Raw genomic sequence first — 24,495 nt, 5'->3', positions numbered from 1 at the left:
GCCACTGCCCGTCATGACGAGAAAGAGAAGAGAACCATGGAACAGTTTGAATGTATCAACGTTGAAGAAGCGCACCAGAAACTGCATCAGCAGACGGCGGTTTTGGTCGATATCCGCGATCCGCAAAGCTATGCGATGGGCCATACGCCGGGCGCGTTTCATCTGACCAACGATACCCTGGGCGCGTTTATGCGTGACAACGACTTTGACACGGCGGTGATGGTGATGTGCTATCACGGCAACAGCAGCAAGGGCGCCGCGCAGTATCTGCTGCAGCAGGGGTTTGATAAGGTCTACAGCGTTGACGGCGGGTTCGACGCCTGGCATCGCCATTTCCCGGCGGAAGTGGCGCACGGGACGTTTTAACGACTGGCAGGTATACTATCTCCCTTTGTGTGGAATAAGCGATTCGCTGCATGTTAATGATTACCTCTTTTGCCAACCCGCGTGTGGCCCAGGCGTTTGTCGATTATATGGCGACGCAGGGGATTATCCTGACTATCCAGCAGCACACCCAGAGCGACGTCTGGCTGGCTGATGAGAGTCAGGCCGGGCGCGTCAGGGCTGAGCTGGCGCGTTTTCTCGAAAACCCGGCGGACCCGCGCTATCTGGCGGCGAGCTGGCAGTCCGGTCAGACCAACAGCGGGTTGCGCTATCAGCGCTTTCCTTTCTTTGCCACGCTGCGACATAACGCCGGCCCGTTCACCTGGGCGATTCTGCTGATCTGCATCGCGGTGTTCATCCTGCAAAATCTGCTGGGCGATCAGCCGGTGATGATTTGGCTGGCCTGGCCCTACGATCCTTCGCTGCAGTTCGAAGCCTGGCGCTATTTCAGCCATGCTTTCATGCATTTCTCGCTGATGCATATTCTCTTCAACCTGCTATGGTGGTGGTATCTCGGCGGCGCGGTGGAAAAGCGCATCGGCAGCGGCAAGCTGGTGGTGATCACCGTCATCAGCGCCCTGCTGAGCGGCTTTGTGCAGCACCAGTTTAGCGGCCCGTGGTTTGGCGGGCTGTCGGGCGTGGTTTACGCGCTGATGGGCTATGTCTGGCTGCGGGGCGAGCGCGATCCGCAGAGCGGTATTTATCTGCAGCGCGGGTTGATACTCTTCTCTTTAGTATGGTTAATTGCTGGCTGGTTTGACGTTTTCGGCATGGCGATCGCTAACGGCGCGCACGTGGCTGGTCTGGCGACCGGCCTGGCGATGGCGTTTGTCGATACCTTGCATGGGCGAAAACGCGCATAAAGACTTACCGACAGGGGTCGGGTAGGCGACATTTTTCCAGGGATATTTCATGAAACAAACACAACGTCATGACGCCATTATCGAGCTGGTAAAAAAACAGGGTTACGTCAGCACGGAAGAGCTGGTTGAGCAGTTCGCGGTCAGCCCGCAGACCATCCGCCGCGACCTGAACGATTTAGCCGAACAGAAAATGATCCTCCGTCATCACGGCGGCGCGGCGCTGCCCTCCAGCTCGGTGAACACCTCCTGGCACGATCGCAAAGCGACCCAGACGGCGGAGAAAGAGCGTATCGCCCGGCGGGTGGCCAGCGAGATCCCGGACGGGGCGACGCTGTTTATCGATATCGGCACCACGCCGGAAGCGGTGGCGCACGCCCTGCTCGATCACAACGATTTGCGGATTGTGACCAATAACCTGAACGTCGCCAACACGCTGATGGTGAAAGAGGACTTCCGCATTATTCTCGCCGGCGGCGAACTGCGCAGCCGCGACGGCGGGATCATCGGGGAAGCCACCCTCGACTTTATCTCGCAGTTCCGTCTCGACTTCGGCATTCTCGGCATCAGCGGCGTCGACAGCGATGGCTCGCTGCTGGAGTTTGATTATCATGAAGTGCGCACCAAGCGCGCGATTATTGAGAATTCACGCCACGTGATGCTGGTGGTGGATCATACCAAGTTTGGCCGTAACGCGATGGTCAACATGGGCAGCATCAGCATGGTCGATGCGGTCTATACCGATGTGCTGCCCCCGGCGGGCGTGCTCAAAGTCATCACCGATAACAACCTCCAGCTCGAGCTGTGCTAAGCGACAACGGCGTCGTCAGACGCCGTATCCCATCATCTTAAGCAACTGCTGGGCATGCTGCACCGCGTCCTGACGGTGGGCGACGCCCAGTTTCTGATACAGGTTGCGAATATGGGTCTTGATGGTGGTGGCCGCCACGTCAAGCTCGCCGGCAATCTGCTCGTTGCTGTAGCCGGAATAGATTAAGCCAAGCACCTGCCATTCGCGCTGGGTCAGCGGGCTGGTGCGGATAAGCTCCGGCACCTCGGGGTGATTCAGCAGCCGCTCGACGAACCCTTCGTCAAAGTGGGCGAATTTGTGGCGATGATGCTGGTTGATGTCGCGCAGAATGCGCTGGGCGCGATGCTGCTCCAGCTCCGGCAGGGTGTTCAGCTGGATCAGCTGGCGCAGCTGCTGGGCCATCGCCTCGCCTTCAATCACAAAGTGGTTGATAAAGCCGGTGCGGTTGGCGAGCGTCAGGGCTTCCAGCAGGGCTTTCTGCGCTTCGCTCTTGCGTCCTGCCTGCCAGTACAGCTGGTTGAGCAGCAGCAGGTTGCGGTTGAGATCGCTCATCAAACGCAGTGAGCGCGCATTTTCGTTCAGCTCTTCCAGCACCATTTCCGCCGGTTCGAAATCGCCCAGCAGGATCTGCGCGCGGGCAATATTGCGCCACTGGCTCTGCAGGAAGTGGTTATTGGCGAATTCCGGCTTCGGCGTCTGGCGCAGCCAGTTGGCCGCCGCGGTTTTATCGCCGGTCATCTGCCAGTAGATCACCCGCACCTTGTCGGCGTTGGAGACCCAGTCGCTGTGGTAGTGACCGTTACCGAGCAGGTTTTCCAGCCGGTTCAGGTGGCTACGGGCATTATCCAGATCGCCGCGCGCCAGCGAGCATTGCACCATCAGCGCCAGACACTGCAGCTGCTGCTGCGGTTGATAAGTTGAGAGAACCGCCATCCCCTGGCGGGCGCAGGCTTCAGCCTCGTCGAGGCGCGCCCATGCCCACAGCAGCTGAGAGCGGATGCGCAGCAGGAACTCATGCATCGGCAGCTGCTCAAGATGCTGTTCGCGTACCAGATGGAAGGCTTTCTCCTGGCTCTCCCAGGCGGCCTGCAGGAAGCCCTGGGCGAACAGAATTTCGCTTTGCTGAATGATGCTCCACAGGGCGTAATGCCAGACGTCGTGACGGCGGGCCATCTGTTCGGTCTGCTGCATCACGGCGAGAGATTTGGTCAGTTTCCCCTTACAGTGGAGGACTTCGCCATGTACTGAGGTGGCGACGATGCGGCTGTAATAGTTGGCCAGCGGCAGCTCTTCCAGCGCCACCATCGACAGACGTTCCGCTTCGTCCTGGTCGCCGTCGTTAATCGCCACCTGCGCGCGCAGGGCGTTGAAGTCGCCATGCATCGCGGTATCCATTTCGACGCTCATCTCCTGCTCGGCGCGCGCCAGCAGGGTGTTGACTTCGCTGTAGCGATGCTGGCTCTGCATCAGCCAGGCCTGCAGCAGGATCAGGCGCGGATTTTCCAGCAGATTTGACCAGGGCAGCGCCGACAGCGACTGCTCCAGCAGACCCAGTTCGCTATGGTTGAACATGCCCCAGGCGTGATTGAGCAAGATATCGCGCAGCATTTTGGCATCGCCGGCCGCCAGCGCATGGTGGATGGCCTCGCTGGGGAAGCCTTGCGCCATCCAGCTCTCCGCCGCGGCGCGGTGGATCTCCGGCAGTTCAACCGCCAGCTCCCACTGACAGCGCTGGCGCAGGAAACTGCCAAACAGCGGGTGATAGCGGAACCATTCGCCGGAATCATCCATCCGCTGCAGGAACAGCCCTTGACGTTCGATCTCCTCCAGCTGCATCTGGCCATTCTCTTCGCCGGTGACGCGCACGATTAACGCGTCGTTCATTGAGCGCAGCAGAGAGCTCTTCAGCAAAAAGTTGCGCGTGCGGGCGTCGACGTTATCCAGCACTTCATCCACCAGATAATCCGACAGATGGCTGGCGTTAATCCCGGCGAGGCGACGGGCGGAGTGTTGGGCGGAGGAGTTATTCTGGCGGGCGGAGAGGGCGATGAGCTGCAGCGCGGTGGCCCACCCGGCGACGTCGTCGCACAGCCGACTGCTGTCGTCGGCTTCGATAGGCGACGTCAGACGACAGTCGAAAAATTGTTTCGCTTCCTGGTGGGTAAAGGCCAGCTGCTGGCTGCCAATCTCCAGCAGCTGATCGCGGACGCGCAGGTTGGCAATACCCAGCTGCGGCAGGTTCCGCGACAGGACCACGAGGGTCATATTCTCCGGCTGATGGCGCAGGAAAAAGCGCATCGCGTCATGGATCACCGGATTATTGATCAGGTGATAATCATCAATGACGAGGTACAGCGGGCGCTGCCAGTCGGCGAGTTCAATAAACAGCTGCGCAAAAAGAGAGGAGAGGCTGGCGTACTGGCGCTTTTGCACCATCGCTTCACTGGCCGCGCAGTGGTTGCCGGTGGCCTGCTGGATCGCCGCGATCAGATAGCTGGCAAAACGCTCCTGCTGGTTGTCGCCTTCGTCCAGCGAAAACCACCCAAGATCGTTTTTACCTGCGGCCCACTGAGAAATGAGCGTTGTTTTACCGTACCCGGCAGGACTGGTGATCAGCACGAGACGATAATTGTTCGCGCCGGAAAGTTTCGCCAGTAAACGCTCACGAACCACGGTGTGTTCAAGGCGAACCGGACGACTTAATTTGGACGGAATCAACATAGTTCTACATTTCGCTGTGCAAGAGAGAGGTTGCGATTTTTTTTGCGCTTCGTAATTAATATCTAATAAGGTCGGTGATTATGAAATTTATTGCAAGTTATGTCCGAAGTTTATGCTCTTGAATTTGCTCTATGTCACAAATTTCGACATTGGTTGCGAATGGGTAAAAATCGCAGGCAGGACTCGTCCTCAGCGGTTTTTAGCCGGCAGCTGGCGGAGCGGGGAGAGATTTATTTTATATCGGGAGTAGTTGTTTGTTTTTATTAAATTATTGTCAGTGATTTCTTAGAAGTAATCTTTTTTGCGGATTAATGTGATGAAATGTGCTTATTTTCCCGGAGGTCGCAATTCATTTTTTTAATAACCAGGCGAAAGGCGGGAAGCGTTTTGCCGCGTAGTGGCCTGTAACAAATTTTTACCCTGCACAGGTGACATCTCGACTGTCATACAGCGGTGATTTTTACAGCATATTTTGGCCTTCTCACCCACACTATAGTGGCCAGGATCACACTTTTCGCTCATCCCCGGTACTCCTCCCTGTCTAATCCCCGTCGGGATGAGGACGATGAATCGGGAGGTCGGCACACTAGCGCCATCGTTTTAGTAAAGGACCCGGATCTCATTATGTCACAGACTTCATTTAACAAAGCTCAGTTTCAGGCTGCACTGACGCGTCAGTGGCAGCGTTTTGGTTTACAGTCCGCTTCCGAGATGACGCAGCGTCAATGGTGGCGCGCCGTCAGCGGAGCGCTGGCGGAACTTCTGTCGGCGCAGCCGGTGGCAAAACCAGCGCAAGGACAACGTCACGTTAACTACATCTCGATGGAGTTTCTGATTGGTCGCCTGACCGGCAACAACCTGCTCAACCTGGGCTGGTACGAGGGCGTAAGCGACGCGCTGAAAGGCTATGACGTCAACCTCACCGATCTGCTGGAAGAAGAGACCGACCCGGCGCTGGGTAACGGCGGCCTGGGCCGTCTGGCAGCCTGCTTCCTCGACTCCATGGCGACCGTGGGGCAGTCGGCGACCGGCTACGGCCTCAATTACCAGTATGGTCTGTTCCGCCAATCCTTTGACGATGGCCAGCAGAAGGAAGCCCCGGACGACTGGGGTCGCAGCAGCTACCCGTGGTTCCGCCATAACGAGGCGCTGGATGTCCAGGTCGGCATCGGCGGCAAAGTCAGCAAAAACGGCGAATGGCAGCCGGCGTTCGTCATTACCGGCGAAGCCTGGGATCTGCCGGTGCTCGGCTATCGCAACAACGTCGCCCAGCCGCTGCGTCTGTGGCAGGCCAAACATGCCCATCCGTTTAACCTGACCAAATTCAACGACGGTGATTTCCTGCGCGCCGAGCAGCAGGGCATCGACGCGGAAAAACTGACTAAGGTGCTGTACCCGAACGACAACCATCAGGCCGGTAAAAAACTGCGCCTGATGCAGCAGTACTTCCAGTGCGCCTGCTCAGTGGCCGATATCCTGCGTCGTCATCATCTGGCAGGCCGCAAGCTGGCCGAGCTGGCGGATTACGAAGTGATCCAGCTGAACGATACGCACCCGACCATCGCCATCCCGGAACTGCTGCGCGTGCTGATCGACGAGCACCAGCTGAGCTGGGACGACGCCTGGGCGATCACCAGCAAAACCTTTGCTTACACCAACCATACCCTGATGCCGGAAGCGCTGGAGTGCTGGGATGAGAAGCTGGTGAAAGCGCTGCTGCCGCGCCATATGCAGATCATCAACGCGATTAACGACAAATTTAAACTGCTGGTGGACAAAACCTGGCCGGGCGATAAGCAGGTCTGGGCGAAACTGGCGGTGGTGCATGACAAGCAGGTGCGGATGGCCAACATGTGCGTGGTGGGCGGTTTTGCCGTCAACGGCGTGGCGGCGCTGCACTCGGACCTGGTGGTGAAAGATCTGTTCCCGGAATATAACCAGCTGTGGCCGAACAAATTCCATAACGTGACCAACGGCATCACGCCGCGCCGCTGGATCAAGCAGTGCAACCCGGCGCTGGCCACGCTGCTGGATGAGACGCTGAAAAAAGAGTGGGCCAATGACCTCGACCAGCTGATCAATCTGGAAAAATACGCTGACGATGCGGCATTCCGTCAGACTTATCGCGATATCAAGCAGGCCAACAAAGTTCATCTGGCTGAGTTTGTGAAGCAACGTACCGGGATTGAGATCAACCCGCAGGCGATTTTCGACATTCAGATCAAACGTCTGCACGAGTACAAGCGTCAGCACCTCAACCTGCTGCATATCCTTGCGCTGTACAAAGAGATCCGCGAAAACCCGCAGACCGACCGCGTTCCGCGCGTCTTCCTGTTCGGCGCGAAAGCGGCGCCGGGCTACTATCTGGCGAAAAACATTATTTTTGCCATCAACAAGGTAGCGGAAGCGATCAACAACGACCCGAAAGTCGGCGATAAGCTGAAAGTGGTCTTCCTGCCAGACTATTGTGTATCGGCTGCGGAAAAACTGATCCCGGCGGCGGATATCTCCGAGCAGATCTCCACCGCGGGCAAAGAAGCCTCTGGCACCGGCAACATGAAGCTGGCGCTGAACGGCGCGCTGACCGTCGGGACGCTGGATGGCGCCAACGTGGAAATCGCCGAGCAGGTCGGTGAAGAGAACATCTTTATCTTCGGCCACACGGTAGAAGAAGTGAAAGCCCTGAAAGCGAAAGGCTACGATCCGCTGAAATGGCGTAAAAAAGACAAACTGCTCGATGCAGTGCTTAAGGAGCTGGAGAACGGCACCTATAGCAACGGCGATAAGCATGCCTTCGACCAGATGCTGCATAGTCTGCTGCAGGGCGGCGACCCGTATCTGGTGCTGGCCGATTTCGAAGCCTACGTGGCGGCGCAAAAACGGGTAGATGAGCTGTATCGCGACCAGGAGGCCTGGACCCGCGCGACAATCCTCAACACCGCGCGCTGCGGCATGTTCAGCTCCGACCGCTCGATCCGCGATTATCAGCAACGTATCTGGCAGGCGAAACGCTAAAGGAAGGCCTATGGAGAGTAAACGCCTCGATAATGCCGCGCTGGCGGCGGGCATCAGCCCCAGCTATATCAACGCGCACGGCAAGCCGCAGTCTATCGCGGCTGTCACCAAACAGCGTCTGCTGGATGCGATGCATCGCTCAACCGCCGCCACGAAAGTGGCGGTTAACCCGCTGCCGAACGTGAAGATCTTCACCCACGGCAAAAAAATGTCGCTGCCGGTGGCAGGACGCGGTGAGTATCAGTGGATCCTGACCACTGAGGACGGTAAGCAGTATCAGGGTAAAACCCGCGGCGGCGAGACGCTGCCGCTGCCGGCCAGACTGCCGGAGGGGTATCACTCCCTGACGCTCACCCAGGAGGGGGAGCGCTGGCACTGCCGGACCATCGTCGCCCCGGCCCGCTGCTATGAGCCGCAGCCGCTGAAAGAGGGGAAAAAGCTGTGGGGCACCTGCGTGCAGCTGTATACCCTGCGTTCGGAGAAAAACTGGGGGATCGGCGATTTTGGCGATCTGCGCGCCATGCTCCCGGAAATCGCCCGCCGCGGCGGGTCGTTTATTGGCCTCAACCCGATCCATGCCCTCTATCCGGCGAACCCGGAGAGCGCCAGTCCGTATAGCCCGTCTTCACGGCGCTGGCTGAACGTCATCTACATCGACGTCAACGCGGTTGAAGATTTCCAGCGTAGCGAAGAGGCGCAGGCGTGGTGGCAGTCCGCTGCGACCCAGCAGGCCTTGCAGGCGGCGCGGCAAACGGATGATGTGGATTACACCGCCGTCACCACGCTGAAAATGACCGCGCTGCGTATGGCGTGGAAACGATTCTCCCGTCGTGAAGATGAACAGATGACGGCGTTCCGCGAGTTTGTTCTGCGCGAAGGGGAAAGCCTCTACTGGCAGGCCGCTTTCGATGCGCTGCACGCCTGGCAGGTTCAACAGGACCCGCTGCGCTGGGGCTGGCCGGCCTGGCCGAAGGCCTTTCAGGATATCGACAGCCCGGAGGTGAAAGCCTTCTGCGTCGAGCATGAGGACGACGTCAGTTTCTATCTCTGGCTACAGTGGCTGGCCTGGAGCCAGTTTGCCGCCTGCTGGGAAACCAGCCAGCGCGACGGGATGCCGATCGGCCTCTACCGCGATCTGGCGGTGGGCGTCGCCGAAGGCGGGTCGGAGACCTGGTGCGACCGTGAGCTGTACTGTCTGAAAGCGTCCGTGGGCGCGCCGCCGGATATTCTGGGCCCGCTGGGCCAGAACTGGGGCCTGCCGCCGATGGATCCGCATATTATTGCCGCTCGCGCCTATGAGCCGTTTATCGACCTGCTGCGCGCCAATATGCAGAACTGCGGCGCGCTGCGTATCGATCACGTGATGTCGGTGCTGCGTCTGTGGTGGATCCCCTATGGTGAAACCGCCGACCATGGCGCTTACGTTCAGTATCCCGTCGACGATCTGCTGTCGCTTCTGGCGCTGGAAAGCCAGCGTCATCGCTGCATGGTGATCGGCGAAGATCTGGGCACGGTACCGGTGGAGATCGTCAGCAAGTTACGCAACAGCGGCGTCTATTCGTATAAGGTGCTCTATTTTGAGAGTGATGCAGAGAAAACGTTCCGCGCGCCGGCGCTGTACCCGGAGCAATCAATGGCTGTGGCGACGACGCACGACCTGCCCACCCTCCGCGGCTACTGGGAAAGCGGCGATCTAACGTTAGGCAAAGCGCTGGGTCTCTATCCTGATGAGGTGGTGCTGCGCGGGCTGTACCAGGACCGTGAGCTGGCGAAGCAAGGGCTGCTGGATGCGCTGCATAAGTACGGCTGTCTGCCCAAGCGTGCCGGCCATAAGGCCTCCCTGATGAGCATGACGGGGATCCTCAACCGGGGGATGCAACGTTATATTGCCGACAGCAACAGCGCCCTGCTGGGCCTGCAGCCGGAAGACTGGCTGGAGATGGCGTCGCCGGTCAATATTCCGGGCACCAGCACTGAGTACCCAAACTGGCGCCGGAAGCTGTCCGTCACCCTTGAGCAGATGTTTGCCGATGAACAGGTCAATAAGCTGATTAAGGATCTGGATAAACGGCGCAAGGCGGCGAGCAAAAAAGCCGCCTCCTGATGACTCCCCGCCGCGCGCACCTCAGCGCGGCGAAGAGTATGTCCGATAAAAAAGGCCGGTCCGCATGATGCGGACCGGCCTTTTTCTATGGCGGGAGTAACCTTACACCACCATCCCCAGCAGCAGACAGCCTACCAGGCCGCAGACCGAGATAATGGTTTCCAGCACCGACCAGGACCTGATGGTCTCGCCAATGGTCAGGTTAAAGTACTCTTTGAACAGCCAGAAGCCCGGATCGTTCACGTGGGAGAAGATAACGCTGCCGGAGCCGACCGCGATAACCATCAGCTCCGGGCTGACGCCGGTGGTGGCGATCAGCGGCGCGGCGATCCCGCCCGCGGTGATGGCGGCAACGGTCGCCGAACCCAGCGCGATACGCAGCACCGCGGCGATGGACCAGGCCATAAACAGCGGAGACATATTCGATTCGTGCATGATAGAAGCGATATATTTATCCATGCCGCTATCCACTAGCACCTGTTTGAAGGCGCCGCCGCCGCCGATGATCAACAGCATCATGGCGATGATTTTAATCGAAGAGGTCAGGGTATCGTTGATCTGCTCCATGGAGCGGCCGCGGTTCAAACCGAAGGTGAACAGCGCGATCAGTACCGCAATCAGGGTGGCCATGACCGGGTCGCCGAAGAACTCGGCAATCGGCAGGAAGGCGTGGCCCTTCGGCAGGATCATCTCGGCAACGGCGCGCATCGCCATCAGGATCACCGGAACCAGCGAGGTCCAGACGCTGACGCCAAAGCCAGGCATCTCTTCTTCAGTGAACACTTTCGGGTTATGCAGGCCTTCCGGGATCGGCTTATCAATGCCTTTCAGGAATCGGGCGAAAACCGGGCCGGCGAGAATAACCGTCGGGATAGCCAGAATGGTGCCGTAGAGCAGCGTTTTACCCATATCGGCGTGGAAGATGGTGGCGATCGCGGTCGGACCCGGGTGCGGCGGCAGGAAGCCATGGGTGACGGAGAGCGCGGCGGCCATCGGTACGCCGACGTACAGCAGCGGAATACGGGCCGAGGCGGCGATGGTAAACACCAGCGGCAGCATCAGCACGAAGCCCACCTCATAGAACAGGGCGAAACCGACGGTGAAGCCGGTCAGGACCACGGCCCATTGAATATGCTTCTTACCGAATTTATTGATAAGCGTGGTGGCGATACGCTGAGCGCCGCCGCAGTCTGCCAGCAGCTTACCGAGCATAGCGCCGAAGCCCATGATCAGCGCGAGGCTGCCAAGGGTACCGCCGACGCCGTTCTTGATGGAGACGATCACTTTATCCAGCGGCATACCCTGCATTAATCCGACGGCGAGCGCCACCAGAACCAGCGCAATGAAGCCGTTCATTTTGAAACGGATCATTAACAGCAATAACAGGGCAACCCCGATAGCAACGATGATTAATGGCATGATTTACCTGGCCTTAATTTGTTATGGGTAACGTCAAAGTTTCAACCTTTACAACATTCGCTCCGTCAGGGAGCAAAATAGTCTGGCACCGTAAACGCTTGCATTATCCTTACCCAGAGAAAGGATAGCTGGCTATTTTTTTGCCGGTGGCGCCTGAAGGGGATGATACGGGTAACATGTGAGGGTTGAGAATCACCTGGCGGGGGAAAATGTTAAATATGAGACTTAAGTCATACTCTTTCCCCGGTTTTTGCCGGTCGTGTAGCGGGAGATGTTGCGCGGTAACACAGAAAGGAGAAAGGAGAGCCGGCGACAGGCTGCCGCCGGAGGGAAGGCTTAGTAGTAGGAGTGCTCGCCGCGCTGGTGCTCGGTCAGATCGCGAACCCCTTTCAGCTCCGGAAACTCGTTCAGCAGCTGTTTTTCAATACCTTCTTTCAGGGTCACATCGACCATCGAGCAGCCGTTGCATCCGCCGCCGAACTGCAGGATAGCCAGACCGTCGTCGGTGATCTCCATCAGCGACACGCGGCCGCCGTGCCCGGCCAGCTGCGGGTTAATCTGCGACTGCAGCAGGTACTCGACGCGCTCCATCAGCGGGGCATCGTCAGCGACTTTGCGCATTTTGGCGTTCGGCGCTTTCAGGGTCAGCTGCGAGCCAAGCTGGTCGGTGACGAAATCAATTTCAGCGTCTTCCAGATAGGGCGCGCTGAGCTCATCGACATAGGCGGTCAGCTGTTCAAATTTCAGCGCCGTGTCGGTGTCTTCCACCGCATCCGGTGGGCAGTAGGATACGCCGCACTCAGCGTTTGGGGTGCCGGGATTAATCACAAATACGCGAATTTGCGTCCCTTCTTCCTGATTTGCCAGCAGTTTGGCAAAGTGCGCTTGTGCAGCATCGGAAATACGGATCATAGCGTTGGCCTAATAGTTGACTATTTTACTGGGTTATAATACGCCCATCAGCGGGGGTCTACAAGGTACGGCATACACACCATACCTGAACCGTCGCGGCGCCGTTTCGCAAAAGCAGGCGGGATATCTCGGCGACGGTGCTGCCGGTCGTGACGACATCATCCACCAGAGCGATATGGAGTCCCTGCACGGCAAATTCAAGCTGAAAGGCATTTTTCAGGTTCTGCCTGCGCAGGCGGGCATTAAGCGAATGCTGCACGGCGCCCGCTCGCTGGCGCGTCAGGCCGTCGCGACGCCAGACGCACCCACGCCAGCGGGCTAACGGTCGGCACAGCTCATCGCACTGATTATAACCCCGGCGCCAGCGGCGGCGATGCCCCAGCGGCACGCCGACCAGCGCGTCTACCGGCGGCAAATCGTCACGCTGTTTAAGGCGCAGCAGCAGCAGGCGCGCCAGGGCGGGGCCCAGTTCCGGACGATGGTGAAACTTCAGCTGCCGCACCAGATCGCTCAGCGGCGGACGATAGTCATTGACCGCCACCATCCGATGCCAGGGAGGCGGCTTTTGCAGGCAGCGGCCGCAGGGATGCCGGGACATTGCCGACGGCAGGCCGCATTGCGGGCAGAGCGGGGGGCAGGCGAGCAGGGCGCGGCTGCAGCGAGAGCAGATCCCCCAGCGGGCGACCGCCAGCGGCATTTGGCATAGCCAGCATAAGCTGTGTGCTGTTAGCATATTTGGCCTTCTGTCCAGTAAAAAAGAGAACGGTAACGGATGAACGACATCTGGTGGCAAACAATCGGCGAAGGTGATTGTCATCTTGTGCTGCTGCACGGTTGGGGGCTGAACGCTCAGGTCTGGGATTGCATCACGCCGCAGCTGGCTTCGCATTTTACCCTTCACCTGGTGGACCTGCCGGGCTATGGCCGTAGCGGCGGGTTTGGGGCGATGTCGCTGGAGGCGATGGCGCAGCGGGTGCTGGAGCAGGCTCCGCCTCAGGCGGTATGGCTGGGCTGGAGCCTGGGCGGGCTGGTGGCCAGCCAGATAGCGATAAGGTGCCCGCAACGGGTGCAGGCGCTGGTAACGGTCGCCTCTTCCCCCTGTTTCGCGGCCCATGAGGACTGGCCGGGCATCAAGCCGGAGGTGCTGGCCGGATTTCAGCAGCAGCTGAGCGAGGATTTCCAGCGTACCGTCGAGCGGTTCCTCGCCCTGCAAACCATGGGAACGGAGAGCGCTCGTCAGGACGCGCGGGCGTTAAAGCAGGCGGTGCTCTCGCTGCCGATGCCTTCCGCTGAGGCGCTGAACGGCGGTCTGGAGATCCTCAGAACCGTCGATCTGCGTCAGGCGCTGGTCGGACTGCCGATGCCGTTTCTGCGGCTGTACGGTCGGCTGGACGGGCTGGTGCCGCGCAAGATTGTCCCGCTGCTGGATAAGCTATGGCCGGAAAGTGAGTCCATTCTCTTTGACAAGGCAGCGCATGCGCCGTTTGTTTCCCATCCCGCAGCCTTCTGCGAGCCGCTGCTGGCGTTGAAAAAACGGCTGGGGTAATTTTTTTTGCCGCGCCATGGTAAAAGGGCCATTCACAGCAATACTTAGGTTGTTACGGTGGTTGATTATTTCATTCCGCCACCGTGACCTAAAATAACAACCTAATGGAGAGTAGAGGCTATGAAACTTGTTACAGGAATGGTTGCATCTCTGGTGATTGGCTGTCTGTCTTTTGGCGCATTCGCAGCGAAAGAGATCCAAAAAGAGGACGTGGCGAAGATGAATCTGACCAAGGTCGGCAGCATCACGACCTCAAGGACGACCTCGCCGATGGACGCCCGACGCGATCTGTCGAAAAAAGCCGATGAGCTGGGTGGAAAATACTTTGTGGTGATTGCCGGGCAGAAAAACGAAAAAACCGTTCACGCTAACGCTGACGTGTATAAATAATCCAGTCATAAAAAACGGGCCTGCTGGCCCGTTTTTCCCTGCTGTCGCACTCGTTTTATCCCGTGGCGCTGGCAGGCCTTACTCCCTTCATCGCAGCGCCCACCACTCCTGCTGGCACGCCGCTTTCCCTTCAGGACAGCTTTTACAGCTGCCGGAGAGACAGCCCTCGCTGGTTTCGCTGATCCGTACCACCTTACCCATGGCTTCCATGCGTTCGAGCATGGCGTCAATCAGCGGCTGAGGCGTCCGCAGGCGGGCGCTGAGCTGTTTCGCCTCCATGCGGCCCTGCAGGGCCAGCATATCGCGGACTTCCATTAACGACGCCACAGATCCTCCTTAGTGGCAATCGCCAGCCGGGCTGGAACAGCAGGAGGCCGGCGTTTTCCGGGTGGCCAGCAGCGAGACGTCAACCCGGCTGCGCGCCCGACGCAGCAGACCGAAGAGCACCACGTTGAACAATATCACCGCCAGGATACACACCAGGCTGTAGCGCGGATGGTCGCTAAAGCTGACGGTCTGGTAGTAGAGCGTCGAGAGCGAATAGGCGATATTCAGTCCCCACAGAATGGAGAAGGTCATCCAGCCGCGGCTCGATTCGCGGGCGATGGCCCCCATCACCGAGATGCAGGGGATATAGAGAAGAACGAAGATCAGGTAGCTGTAAGCCGCCGCGGCGCTGCCAAATTTACTGCCCATCACGCCCATCGCGCCGGTGGCCATTTCGCCATCGCCTTTGCTGGCTTCGATGGGGTTGGCCAGGACGCTGAGGCTGAAGGTGTCTTTCAGTCCCTGCCATGTTTCGTCGACGGCGGCCAGCAGTTCCTCGCCGAGGCTGAAGGTCTGCGGATTGAACTCCTCGTTCTGGATATCTTCGGCGGTATAAAGGGTGTTCAGCGTACCGACCACCACCTCCTTCGCCATCGCGCCGGTAAACAGGCCCACGGTGGCCTGCCAGTTATCTTCATGCACGCCGATCGGCTTAAACAGCGGAGTGATGACCCGGCTCACCGAGGCCAGCGCGGAGTCGTTGATGTTGTCGACGACCTTACCGCTCAGCGAGAAGCTGTTCAGCGCGCTGAGGAAGATGCTGACAATGACGATCACCTTCCCGGCGCGCAGCACAAAGCCTTTCAGGCGCTGCCAGGTCTGGATAATCAGGCTCTTAATATGCGGGACGTGGTACACCGGCAGCTCCATCACGAACGGCGAGGCTTCGCCGCGCATAATGGTGTGCTTCAGCATCAGGCCGGTGAGAATGGCCATCACAATGCCCAGCACGTAGAGCGAGAAGACCGCCAGCGCGCCGTTCTGACCAAAGAAGGCGGCCGCGAAGACGGCGAAGATCGCCAGCCGCGCGCCGCAGGACATAAACGGCGCCATCATAATGGTCATCAGACGTTCGCGCGGGGCGTCGAGGGTGCGGGCGCCCATCACCGACGGCACGTTGCAGCCGAAACCGACAATCAACGGGACAAAGGATTTCCCCGGCAGGCCGAGAGCTTGCATCAGGCGGTCCATGACAAAGGCGGCGCGCGCCATGTAGCCGGAGTCCTCGAGGAAGGAGAGGAACAGATACATCATGCCGATCTGCGGCACCAGCGGCAGTACGGTGTTGATACCGCCGCCGATCCCCTGGGCGAGGAAGACGGTCAGCCAGTCCGGGAAGTGCAGGGTGTAGCCCAGCCATTGAATACCGTGAATAAAGACCGCGACCGAGCCGGCGTCGAAAATCGGCTGCAGCGCGCCGCCGATGTTGATGGCCAGCAGGAACATCAGGTACATAACAAAGAGAAAAATCGGCAACCCGAGGAAGCGGTTGAGGATCACTTTGTCCATCGCCGCGGTGAAACGGCTCGGCTCGGCGGTCAGGGTGTTGCTGACGGCGTCGCAAATGGCGGCGATGGTCTGATAGCGCGCGTCAGCGATATGCAGGGCCGGGTCGTCGATCTCGTCGCTGAGATTCGCCAGGGCGATATCCAGTTTATCGGCGGCGTCGCCGGCATAGGCCCGGCTGTAGATGTCGCCCTCCAGCATCTGCAGACCGAGCCAGCGCCGCTGCCGGGCCGGGATCTGCGCTGACATCTGCTGCGCCAGCAGGTCGGCTTCGCGCAGCAGCGGCTGTGGATAGTGGACCAGCTCGATATCGCTGTTCGCCTGATGACGGTCGAGGGCAATCTTCAGCGCTTCGATCCCGCGTCCGCGGGTCGAAACCAGCGGAATGACCGGGCAGCCGAGGCGTGCGGCGAGGGCATCGATATCGATACGCACCTGCTGCTTTTCGGCAATATCCAGCATGTTCAGCGCCACGACGCAGGGGATCCCCAGCTCGAGCAGCTGCAGCGTCAAATAGAGGTTTCGCTCGAGGTTGGAGGCATCGACCACGTTAATCAGCATGTCGGCGTCGCCGCTGAGGATGTAGTGGCAGGCGATCTGCTCGTCCAGCGAGGTTTGCGAAGAGATGGTGGTCAGAGAGTAGGTTCCCGGGAGGTCGACCAGCGTGACCTGGTGGTCAGTGGTGGCGAACACGCCCTCTTTACGCTCAACGGTGACCCCGGCCCAGTTGCCCACGCGCTGGCGGGCGCCGGTCAGCTGATTAAACAGGGTAGTCTTGCCGGAATTAGGATTACCAATTAAACCAACGGTTAATTTTTTCATATTTCAAACTCTTGTGCCGGGTCAGCCGTTATTGTGCAACCGCTTCCAGTTCGATTAAGGCGAGATCTTTTTTGCGTAATACCAGACTGACGCGTCGGGTTTCAATATGAACAGGATCGCCGAGCGGCGCCACGCGCACCACATGAAAAGAGGATCCGGGCAGCATGCCGAGGGAGAGCAATTTCTGACGGTATGCTGGGCTAATATCGCGGGAAAATCCGGTAATTTTCCACGCACTATCAGGTGTGAATTGCATAGGGCCTACTTGTCTATCGCTAACCGAAGAAGAATTTTCCGGACGCCTGGAGGCAGTTGCGCCGGGGACCGTAGCCAACGAAAAAGAAAAAACATTCTGCAAGCGATGATAATGAGAATGGTTTTTATCATCAATACATATGATGCGCTTTATGCCATTTTTAAAGTGGAATTCACCTTTTTATTGATATGCCGCAAAGTCCGCCTGTGATCGAAAATATGCGAAATATTATTTCGTCGCTCTAATGTTTAATTAAGGTTTCTTAAGTTAACGAAATGAAAATATTAATTTCGCTATCTGCCCGGCGCGGAATAAATGCAGGTTATCAGAAATAACTGAGAGCCATTTGCGCGAAAAGGCGGCTATAGGTCAGTGACAATGAAAAGGAAAACTGCCCCTGAAAAGGGGCAGGGAGGGATTAGCGTTTTTTACCCATCGCCGCGGCGAGGGCATCCATCATCGCGCTGTTGCCGGCAGGCTGCGCGTCGCGACCGCGGGGTTTGGCGGCTTTCGCGGCCGGGCGATTGCCCTGCGGGCGATCCTGACCGCCGCCGCGGCGGGCGTTGCTGTCGCCCGGCTGCTCGTCGAGACGCATGGTCAGGGCGATACGCTTACGCGGCAGATCGACTTCCATGACCTTGACCTTCACGATGTCGCCCGCTTTCACCACCGTATGCGGGTCTTCAACGAACTTGTTCGAAAGGGAAGAGATATGCACCAGGCCGTCCTGGTGAACGCCGATATCAACAAACGCGCCGAAGTTGGTGACGTTGGTCACCGCGCCTTCGAGGATCATCCCCGGCAGCAGGTCGTTCATAGTCTCCACGCCGTCGGCGAACTGAGCGGTTTTGAACTCAGGACGCGGGTCGCGGCCCGGTTTTTCCAGCTCTTTGATGATGTCGGTAACGGTCGGTACGCCGAACTTCTCATCGGTGAAATCGACGGCTTTCAGGTTCCGTAGCTCGCTGCTGTTGCCCATCAGATCTTTCAGCGCCTGCTGAGTCGCCGCCAGAATGCGCTCCACCACCGGATAGGCTTCCGGGTGAACGGTGGAGGCGTCCAGCGGGTTGTCGCCGTGGTTGATACGCAGGAAGCCGGCGCACTGTTCAAAGGCTTTCGGCCCCAGACGGCTGACCTTCAGCAGCTGCTGACGGTTCTGGAACTGGCCGTTCTCGTCGCGCCAGGCGACGATGTTCTGCGCCATCATGCGGGTCAGGCCGGCAACGCGGGTCAGCAGCGGCACGGAGGCGGTGTTCAGGTCAACGCCGACGGCGTTCACGCAGTCTTCCACCACCGCGTCCAGCTTACGCGCCAGCTGGGTCTGGCTGACATCATGCTGATACTGACCGACGCCGATGGATTTCGGGTCGATTTTCACCAGCTCGGCCAGAGGATCCTGCAGACGGCGGGCGATGGAGACCGCGCCGCGCAGCGACACGTCGAGGTCCGGGAACTCCTGCGCCGCCAGCTCGGAGGCGGAGTAAACGGAAGCCCCGGCTTCGCTGACGATCACCTTCTGGGCGGTGACCTTCGGGAACTGCTTCTGCACGTCGAGGAAGAAACGCTCGGTTTCACGCGAGGCGGTACCGTTGCCGATGGCCACCAGCTCAACGTTGTATTTCTCACACAGCGCGGCGACGGCGACGGCCGCTTTGGCGGCCTGGCCGGTGTGGGGGTAAATGGTGTCCGTCGCCACCAGTTTGCCGGTACCGTCAACCACGGCCACTTTCACCCCGGTGCGCAGGCCCGGGTCAAGGCCCATGGTGGCGCGCAGCCCGGCGGGCGCGGCCATCAGCAGGTCGTGCAGGTTGCGGGCGAAGACGTTAATGGCTTCGTCTTCGGCGCGCTCGCGCACGGTGCCCATCAGCTCGGTTTCGAGGTGCATCAGGACTTTGATCCGCCAGGTCCAGCTGACGACGCCTTTACGCCAGCTGTCCGCCGGGGCGTTGTTCAGGCGCAGGCCCAGGTGGTCGATAATAATCTGCTCGCCGTGGCTCTCTTTCGGCGGCTCGTCAAACTGCGGGTCGGCGTTTAAAGAGAGCTGCAGGACGCCTTCATTGCGGCCGCGGAACATCGCCAGCGCACGATGCGACGGCACGGCGGTGATCGGTTCGTGGTGATCGAAGTAGTCGCGGAATTTGGCGCCTTCCTCTTCTTTGCCGCTGACGACGGTGGAGACCAGGTGGGCGTTTTTCCACAGATAGTCACGGACCTTCGCCAGCAGCGCGGCGTCTTCGGCAAAACGCTCCATCAGAATATAGCGCGCGCCATCCAGCGCCGCTTTGCTGTCGGCCACGCCTTTATCGGCGTCAATATATTTTGCGGCTTCCGTTTCCGGATCGTGGGACGGTTCGTTCCACAGCAGGTCAGCCAGCGGCTCCAGCCCGGCTTCGATGGCGATCTGTCCGCGGGTACGGCGCTTCGGCTTGTACGGCAGGTAGAGGTCTTCCAGTTCGGTTTTGCTGAGCGTGGTATTGATGGCTTTTTCCAGCGCGTCGGTCAGTTTGCCCTGTTCAGCGATGGATTTGAGGATCGCCTGACGACGGTCTTCGAGTTCGCGCAGGTAGCCGAGGCGGGTTTCCAGATTACGCAGCTGCGTGTCATCCAGACCGCCGGTGACTTCTTTACGATATCGTGCAATAAACGGCACGGTGTTCCCTTCATCAAGCAGGCGAACGGCAGCTTCTACCTGTTCGGCTCTGGCCTGAAGTTCACCCGCAATAATGCGGCAGAGCGAATCATTCATCATGGCTTTTAATTCATCTTTAGGGTCAAAAAAACAGGGACTAGTTATACGGACTGGCGGCTGAAAATGCCAGCCGCGCCCGGCGTCTCTCGGAAAGTTCTTGTCTATTTTACGTATTCGATCTCGTTGACATACCAGCTGGCTTCCCCCGCCGGCGTGTTAACGATGGCCAGATCGCCGACCTCTTTTTTTAACAGCGCGCGCGCCATCGGCGAGTCGATGGAGATATAGTCTTTACGGCCAAAAATTTCATCGTAACCGACGATGCGAAAGCGCTTGATATCGCCTTCATCGTTTTCAATTTCTACCCAGGCGCCGAAGAAGACTTTGCCCTCCTGCTGCGGGGAGTAATCGACGATCTTTAACTGTTCCAGACATTTGGTCAGATAGCGGACCCGGCGATCGATCTCGCGCAGGCGCTTTTTGTTGTACTGGTAATCCGCGTTCTCGCTGCGGTCGCCAAGGCTGGCGGCCCAGGTCACCTTTTTGGTCACTTCCGGGCGCTCCTGGCGCCACAGGTAGTCCATCTCCTGCTTCAGTTTTTCATATCCCTCGCGGGTGATCAGCGGCGTTTTCATCGTGAGTTCAACCTTCTGACAGTCTGTCGTTGCGCACAATTTGTAGCGCGCAATAATACCGACAGGATAAATACTGTGTCTTATGATTAAATGTATACTTAACCTGCTGTTAAATATGCTTTGTAACAATTTAGCCTGGAATGTATACCAGATTTAGCTGGTGAGCGCGCCGGGCTTTTTTGAGAATACGCACTGACTATTGCAGTGAACCTTTGGGAGTACAAACAATGCAAGAGAATTATAAGATTCTGGTTGTGGATGACGACATGCGCCTGCGTGCGCTGCTCGAACGTTATCTGACCGAGCAGGGCTTCCAGGTTCGTAGCGTGGCGAACGCCGAACAGATGGATCGTCTGTTAACCCGCGAATCCTTCCACCTGATGGTGCTGGATCTGATGCTGCCCGGGGAAGATGGTCTCTCGATTTGCCGCCGTCTGCGCAGCCAGAGCAACCCGATGCCGATCATTATGGTGACGGCGAAAGGCGAAGAGGTCGATCGGATCGTGGGCCTGGAGATTGGGGCTGACGACTATATTCCGAAGCCGTTCAACCCGCGCGAACTGCTGGCCCGCATCCGCGCGGTGCTGCGCCGTCAGGCGAACGAGCTGCCGGGCGCGCCGTCGCAGGAAGAGGCGGTTATCGCCTTTGGTAAATTCAAACTGAACCTGGGCACCCGCGAAATGTTCCGTGAAGACGAGCCGATGCCGTTGACCAGCGGCGAGTTCGCGGTCCTGAAGGCGCTGGTGAGCCATCCTCGTGAGCCGCTGTCGCGCGATAAGTTAATGAACCTCGCTCGCGGCCGCGAATACTCGGCGATGGAGCGTTCCATCGACGTACAGATCTCCCGCCTGCGCCGCATGGTGGAAGAGGACCCGGCGCATCCGCGCTATATCCAGACCGTCTGGGGTCTGGGCTACGTCTTCGTCCCGGACGGTTCTAAGGCATGAAACGCGTGCGCTTTTCGCCGCGCAGCTCCTTTGCTCGCACGCTGCTCCTGATCGTCACCTTGCTGTTCGTCAGCCTGGTGACGACCTATCTGGTGGTACTGAATTTCGCGATCCTGCCGAGCCTCCAGCAGTTTAATAAAGTATTGGCCTACGAAGTGCGTATGCTGATGACCGATAAGCTGCAGCTGGAGGATGGCACCCAACTGGTGGTGCCCCCGGCGTTTCGTCGTGAAATTTATCGCGAGCTGGGGATTTCGCTCTATTCCAATGAAGCGGCGGAAGACGCAGGCCTGCGCTGGGCGCAGCATTATGAATTCTTGAGCCAGCAGATGGCTCATCAGCTTGGCGGCCCCACTGAGGTGCGGGTGGAGGTCAATAAAAGCTCCCCCGTGGTGTGGCTGAAGACCTGGCTGTCGCCCAATATCTGGGTGCGGGTGCCGCTGACCGAGATCCATCAGGGCGACTTCTCGCCGCTGTTCCGCTATACCCTGGCGATCATGCTGCTGGCGATAGGCGGCGCCTGGCTGTTTATCCGTATTCAGAACCGCCCGCTGGTGGATCTGGAGCATGCGGCGCTGCAGGTCGGGCGCGGCATCATCCCGCCGCCGCTGCGCGAGTACGGCGCCTCTGAGGTGCGATCGGTGACCCGCGCCTTCAACCACATGGCCGCGGGCGTGAAGCAGCTGGCCGACGACCGTACGCTGCTGATGGCCGGGGTCAGCCATGATTTACGTACTCCGCTGACCCGCATTCGTCTGGCCACCGAGATGATGGGCGAGCAGGACGGCTATCTCGCGGAGTCGATCAACAAAGATATCGAAGAGTGCAATGCCATCATCGAGCAGTTTATCGACTACCTGCGCACCGGGCAGGAGATGCCGCTGGAGCTGGCGGATCTGAATGCGGTGCTGGGGGAAGTGATCGCTGCGGAGAGCGGCTATGAGCGGGAGATCGCCACCGCCCTGCAGGCCGGCGAAATTCCGGTACGCATGCATCCTCTGTCTATCAAGCGCGCGCTGGCGAATATGGTGGTCAACGCGGCCCGCTATGGCAATGGCTGGATCAAGGTCAGCAGCGGCAGCGAAGCGAGCCGGGCGTGGTTCCAGGTTGAAGATGACGGACCGGGGATTAAACCTGAGCAGCGGGAGCACCTGTTTCAGCCGTTTGTGCGCGGCGACAGCGCCCGCAGCACCAGCGGAACCGGGCTGGGGTTGGCGATTGTTCAGCGTATTATCGACAATCACAACGGCCGGCTGGAGATTGGCTCCAGCGAACGCGGCGGGTTACTGATCCGCGCCTGGCTGCCGGTGCACCGGGCGCTGACGCCGATGAAACCGGCCAAAGAGAGCTGATCGCGCCCGCGGTTGGCTGGTCAAAACGTTGCGCAATAAAAAGCCGGGCAAGCCCGGCTTTTTCATCTCTGCGTCCGTTAGCGCTGCGGCCCTGCCGCCACCAGCGCGGCGCCCGCTGGCGTATCGGTATACTTCTCAAAGTTCTCAATAAACAGCTTCGCCAGCTGGTCGGCTTTTTCCTGCCACTGCTCCGGGGAACCATAGGTGCTGCGCGGATCGAGGATCTGGGTATCCACGCCCGGGAGCGCCGTCGGGATCTGCAGATTAAACATCGGCAGGGTAAAGGTCTCCGCGTTGTCCAGCGAGCCATTGAGGATGGCGTCGATGATGGCGCGGGTATCTTTAATCGAGATGCGCTTGCCGGTGCCGTTCCAGCCGGTATTGACCAGATAAGCCTGCGCGCCAGCCGCCTGCATACGTTTGACCAGCACTTCGGCGTACTGCGTCGGGTGCAGCGACAGGAAGGCGGCGCCGAAGCAGGCGGAGAAGGTTGGCGTGGGTTCGGTCACGCCGCGCTCGGTGCCGGCCAGTTTGGCGGTAAACCCGGACAGGAAATGGTACTGCGTCTGATCGGCGGTCAGGCGGGAGACCGGCGGCAGTACGCCGAACGCATCGGCCGTCAGGAAGATCACTTTGGTGGCGTGACCCGCTTTGGAGACCGGTTTGACGATATTATCGATATGGTCGATGGGGTAGGAGACGCGGGTGTTTTCGGTTTTTGAACCGTCATCGAAATCGATTGTGCCGTCGGCGCGCACCACCACGTTTTCCAGCAGGGCGTTGCGGCGGATGGCGTGATAGATATCCGGCTCGGCCGCTTCAGAGAGCTTGATGGTCTTGGCGTAGCAGCCCCCTTCGAAGTTAAACACCCCATCGTCATCCCAGCCATGTTCGTCATCGCCAATCAGGCGGCGTTTCGGATCGGTGGAAAGGGTGGTTTTGCCGGTGCCTGAGAGGCCGAAGAAAATGGCGACATCGCCTTTCTCGCCGACGTTGGCAGAACAGTGCATGGAGGCGATGCCCTTCAGCGGCAGCAGATAGTTCATGATCGAGAACATCCCTTTCTTCATTTCGCCGCCGTACCAGGTGCCGCCGATCAGCTGAATGCGCTCGGTGAGGTTGAAAGCGATGAAGTTTTCCGAGTTCAGGCCCTGCTCTTTCCACTGCGGGTTGGTGCACTTCGCGCCGTTCATCACGATGAAGTCGGGCGCGAATTCCGCCAGCTCTTCGTCGCTCGGGCGAATGAACATGTTCTTCACGAAGTGCGCCTGCCAGGCCACTTCGGTAATGAAACGTACGCTGAGACGAGTATCGGCGTTAGCGCCGCAGAAGGCGTCGACGATAAACAGGCGTTTACCGGACAGCTGCTGTGTCACCAGCCCTTTCAGATGCTGCCAGGTTTCCTGCGAAAGCGGCTTGTTGTCGTTTTTACCCTTGCCTTTATCGGACCACCAGACGGTATCGCGGGTGGTGTCGTCGCGCACGAGGTACTTATCTTTCGGAGAACGACCGGTAAAAATGCCCGTGTCGACGGCGATAGCACCCAGACTGGTTAATACGCCACGTTCGTAGCCTTCCAGGTTGGGGTCGAGCTCTTCCTGAAACAACATGTCGTAGCTGGGGTTGTGGACGATATCCTGAACGTCATTGATACCATAAGCCTTGAGATCCTGCGGGGTTAAACCATGATTAACGCGCATGTCACTGCTCCTTAGCCAAGATGTACTGCTGTAAATTGTAGGGTTTATTACCGGGTATTGACCGCGACCAGGCTCATAGATTTACGTATCTCGACATTC

General features: G+C 58.8%; 19 protein-coding genes. 9 read left to right on the top strand and 10 right to left on the bottom strand.

Annotation, left to right across the window (positions count from 1 at the left end; all coding sequences use genetic code 11):
- The first annotated feature begins 36 nt into the window (after positions 1-36).
- From glpE to QLG03_RS17630, 3 genes are read left to right on the top strand one after another with little or no spacing between them, the layout of a single operon-like run.
- On the top strand, positions 37-366 hold the full coding sequence (glpE, locus tag QLG03_RS17640; RefSeq protein ID WP_023291211.1) for a thiosulfate sulfurtransferase GlpE: 330 nt from the start codon (positions 37-39) through the stop codon (positions 364-366).
- Between the two features lie 50 nt (positions 367-416).
- Positions 417-1,247, top strand: a complete 831-nt coding sequence (glpG, locus tag QLG03_RS17635; RefSeq protein ID WP_004151408.1) for a rhomboid family intramembrane serine protease GlpG — start codon at positions 417-419, stop codon at positions 1,245-1,247.
- 49 nt (positions 1,248-1,296) lie between these two features.
- On the top strand, positions 1,297-2,055 hold the full coding sequence (locus QLG03_RS17630; protein ID WP_002920548.1) for a DeoR/GlpR family transcriptional regulator: 759 nt from the start codon (positions 1,297-1,299) through the stop codon (positions 2,053-2,055).
- Between the two features lie 15 nt (positions 2,056-2,070).
- Here QLG03_RS17630 and malT read toward each other — a convergent pair whose 3' ends face one another.
- Positions 2,071-4,776 (bottom strand): HTH-type transcriptional regulator MalT, encoded by a 2,706-nt coding sequence (malT, locus tag QLG03_RS17625; RefSeq protein ID WP_023291210.1) that lies wholly within the window; start codon positions 4,774-4,776, stop codon positions 2,071-2,073.
- A 624-nt stretch (positions 4,777-5,400) separates the two neighbouring features.
- Here malT and malP point away from each other — a divergent pair.
- Together malP and malQ are read left to right on the top strand one after the other, a co-directional pair.
- Positions 5,401-7,791: a maltodextrin phosphorylase gene (malP, locus tag QLG03_RS17620; RefSeq protein ID WP_117129276.1), complete on the top strand. Its 2,391-nt coding sequence runs from the start codon at positions 5,401-5,403 to the stop codon at positions 7,789-7,791.
- 10 nt (positions 7,792-7,801) lie between these two features.
- Positions 7,802-9,895, top strand: coding sequence for a 4-alpha-glucanotransferase (gene malQ, locus QLG03_RS17615; RefSeq protein WP_023291208.1), 2,094 nt, complete (start codon positions 7,802-7,804; stop codon positions 9,893-9,895).
- A 102-nt stretch (positions 9,896-9,997) separates the two neighbouring features.
- Here malQ and gntT read toward each other — a convergent pair whose 3' ends face one another.
- The 3 genes from gntT to gntX form a co-directional block, all read right to left on the bottom strand.
- Positions 9,998-11,314: a gluconate transporter gene (gntT, locus tag QLG03_RS17610; protein ID WP_008806999.1), complete on the bottom strand. Its 1,317-nt coding sequence runs from the start codon at positions 11,312-11,314 to the stop codon at positions 9,998-10,000.
- A 336-nt stretch (positions 11,315-11,650) separates the two neighbouring features.
- Entirely contained in the window at positions 11,651-12,226 is a 576-nt protein-coding gene (nfuA, locus tag QLG03_RS17605) for a Fe-S biogenesis protein NfuA (protein WP_004202143.1), read from the bottom strand.
- 58 nt (positions 12,227-12,284) lie between these two features.
- Entirely contained in the window at positions 12,285-12,959 is a 675-nt protein-coding gene (gntX, locus tag QLG03_RS17600) for a DNA utilization protein GntX (protein WP_023291207.1), read from the bottom strand.
- 39 nt (positions 12,960-12,998) lie between these two features.
- Here gntX and bioH point away from each other — a divergent pair, with 39 nt between their 5' ends.
- Complete coding sequence (bioH, locus tag QLG03_RS17595; RefSeq protein ID WP_049013521.1) at positions 12,999-13,772, top strand: pimeloyl-ACP methyl ester esterase BioH; 774 nt, start codon at positions 12,999-13,001, stop codon at positions 13,770-13,772.
- Positions 13,773-13,892: 120 nt separating this feature from the next.
- Positions 13,893-14,162 (top strand): YdgH/BhsA/McbA-like domain containing protein, encoded by a 270-nt coding sequence (locus QLG03_RS17590; RefSeq protein ID WP_004202149.1) that lies wholly within the window; start codon positions 13,893-13,895, stop codon positions 14,160-14,162.
- Positions 14,163-14,249: 87 nt separating this feature from the next.
- On the opposite strand, the gene feoC is transcribed toward QLG03_RS17590, so the two are convergent.
- The 5 genes from feoC to greB form a co-directional block, all read right to left on the bottom strand.
- On the bottom strand, positions 14,250-14,489 hold the full coding sequence (gene feoC / locus QLG03_RS17585; protein WP_004202151.1) for a [Fe-S]-dependent transcriptional repressor FeoC: 240 nt from the start codon (positions 14,487-14,489) through the stop codon (positions 14,250-14,252).
- A gap of 9 nt (positions 14,490-14,498) precedes the next feature.
- Positions 14,499-16,817 (bottom strand): Fe(2+) transporter permease subunit FeoB, encoded by a 2,319-nt coding sequence (feoB, locus tag QLG03_RS17580; RefSeq protein WP_032454235.1) that lies wholly within the window; start codon positions 16,815-16,817, stop codon positions 14,499-14,501.
- Positions 16,818-16,845: 28 nt separating this feature from the next.
- Positions 16,846-17,073, bottom strand: coding sequence for a ferrous iron transporter A (gene feoA, locus QLG03_RS17575; protein ID WP_002920506.1), 228 nt, complete (start codon positions 17,071-17,073; stop codon positions 16,846-16,848).
- Between the two features lie 418 nt (positions 17,074-17,491).
- Positions 17,492-19,822 carry a Tex family protein gene (locus QLG03_RS17570; protein ID WP_255989219.1) on the bottom strand — a complete coding sequence of 777 codons (2,331 nt, stop codon included), beginning with the start codon at positions 19,820-19,822 and terminating at the stop codon, positions 17,492-17,494.
- Between the two features lie 101 nt (positions 19,823-19,923).
- Positions 19,924-20,397: a transcription elongation factor GreB gene (gene greB, locus QLG03_RS17565; RefSeq protein WP_002920503.1), complete on the bottom strand. Its 474-nt coding sequence runs from the start codon at positions 20,395-20,397 to the stop codon at positions 19,924-19,926.
- 227 nt (positions 20,398-20,624) lie between these two features.
- Here greB and ompR point away from each other — a divergent pair, with 227 nt between their 5' ends.
- Together ompR and envZ are read left to right on the top strand one after the other, a co-directional pair.
- On the top strand, positions 20,625-21,344 hold the full coding sequence (gene ompR / locus QLG03_RS17560) for a two-component system response regulator OmpR (protein WP_001157751.1): 720 nt from the start codon (positions 20,625-20,627) through the stop codon (positions 21,342-21,344).
- Positions 21,341-22,696 carry a two-component system sensor histidine kinase EnvZ gene (gene envZ / locus QLG03_RS17555; RefSeq protein ID WP_044524966.1) on the top strand — a complete coding sequence of 452 codons (1,356 nt, stop codon included), beginning with the start codon at positions 21,341-21,343 and terminating at the stop codon, positions 22,694-22,696. Before ompR ends, envZ begins: the two co-directional genes overlap by 4 nt.
- A 77-nt stretch (positions 22,697-22,773) precedes the next feature.
- Here envZ and pckA read toward each other — a convergent pair whose 3' ends face one another.
- The gene (pckA, locus tag QLG03_RS17550) at positions 22,774-24,396 is read right to left on the bottom strand and encodes a phosphoenolpyruvate carboxykinase (ATP) (RefSeq protein ID WP_023291202.1); all 1,623 of its coding nucleotides are present in this window, start codon (positions 24,394-24,396) and stop codon (positions 22,774-22,776) included.
- Between the last annotated feature and the right edge of the window lie 99 nt (positions 24,397-24,495).

The organism is Klebsiella sp. V115_8 (assembly GCF_029967715.1).
GTDB lineage: Bacteria > Pseudomonadota > Gammaproteobacteria > Enterobacterales > Enterobacteriaceae > Klebsiella > Klebsiella quasipneumoniae.
This window is presented reverse-complemented; position numbering and strand designations above follow the sequence as displayed.

Excerpts from the sequence above, each read along its gene's own strand:
- glpE (WP_023291211.1), top strand. The coding sequence starts at position 37 with ATGGAACAGTTTGAATGTATCAACGTTGAAGAAGCGCACCAGAAACTG.
- glpG (WP_004151408.1), top strand. The coding sequence starts at position 417 with ATGTTAATGATTACCTCTTTTGCCAACCCGCGTGTGGCCCAGGCGTTT.
- QLG03_RS17630 (WP_002920548.1), top strand. The coding sequence starts at position 1,297 with ATGAAACAAACACAACGTCATGACGCCATTATCGAGCTGGTAAAAAAA.
- malT (WP_023291210.1), bottom strand. The coding sequence starts at position 4,776 with ATGTTGATTCCGTCCAAATTAAGTCGTCCGGTTCGCCTTGAACACACC.
- malP (WP_117129276.1), top strand. The coding sequence starts at position 5,401 with ATGTCACAGACTTCATTTAACAAAGCTCAGTTTCAGGCTGCACTGACG.
- malQ (WP_023291208.1), top strand. The coding sequence starts at position 7,802 with ATGGAGAGTAAACGCCTCGATAATGCCGCGCTGGCGGCGGGCATCAGC.
- gntT (WP_008806999.1), bottom strand. The coding sequence starts at position 11,314 with ATGCCATTAATCATCGTTGCTATCGGGGTTGCCCTGTTATTGCTGTTA.
- nfuA (WP_004202143.1), bottom strand. The coding sequence starts at position 12,226 with ATGATCCGTATTTCCGATGCTGCACAAGCGCACTTTGCCAAACTGCTG.
- gntX (WP_023291207.1), bottom strand. The coding sequence starts at position 12,959 with ATGCTAACAGCACACAGCTTATGCTGGCTATGCCAAATGCCGCTGGCG.
- bioH (WP_049013521.1), top strand. The coding sequence starts at position 12,999 with ATGAACGACATCTGGTGGCAAACAATCGGCGAAGGTGATTGTCATCTT.
- QLG03_RS17590 (WP_004202149.1), top strand. The coding sequence starts at position 13,893 with ATGAAACTTGTTACAGGAATGGTTGCATCTCTGGTGATTGGCTGTCTG.
- feoB (WP_032454235.1), bottom strand. The coding sequence starts at position 16,817 with ATGAAAAAATTAACCGTTGGTTTAATTGGTAATCCTAATTCCGGCAAG.
- feoA (WP_002920506.1), bottom strand. The coding sequence starts at position 17,073 with ATGCAATTCACACCTGATAGTGCGTGGAAAATTACCGGATTTTCCCGC.
- QLG03_RS17570 (WP_255989219.1), bottom strand. The coding sequence starts at position 19,822 with ATGATGAATGATTCGCTCTGCCGCATTATTGCGGGTGAACTTCAGGCC.
- greB (WP_002920503.1), bottom strand. The coding sequence starts at position 20,397 with ATGAAAACGCCGCTGATCACCCGCGAGGGATATGAAAAACTGAAGCAG.
- ompR (WP_001157751.1), top strand. The coding sequence starts at position 20,625 with ATGCAAGAGAATTATAAGATTCTGGTTGTGGATGACGACATGCGCCTG.
- envZ (WP_044524966.1), top strand. The coding sequence starts at position 21,341 with ATGAAACGCGTGCGCTTTTCGCCGCGCAGCTCCTTTGCTCGCACGCTG.
- pckA (WP_023291202.1), bottom strand. The coding sequence starts at position 24,396 with ATGCGCGTTAATCATGGTTTAACCCCGCAGGATCTCAAGGCTTATGGT.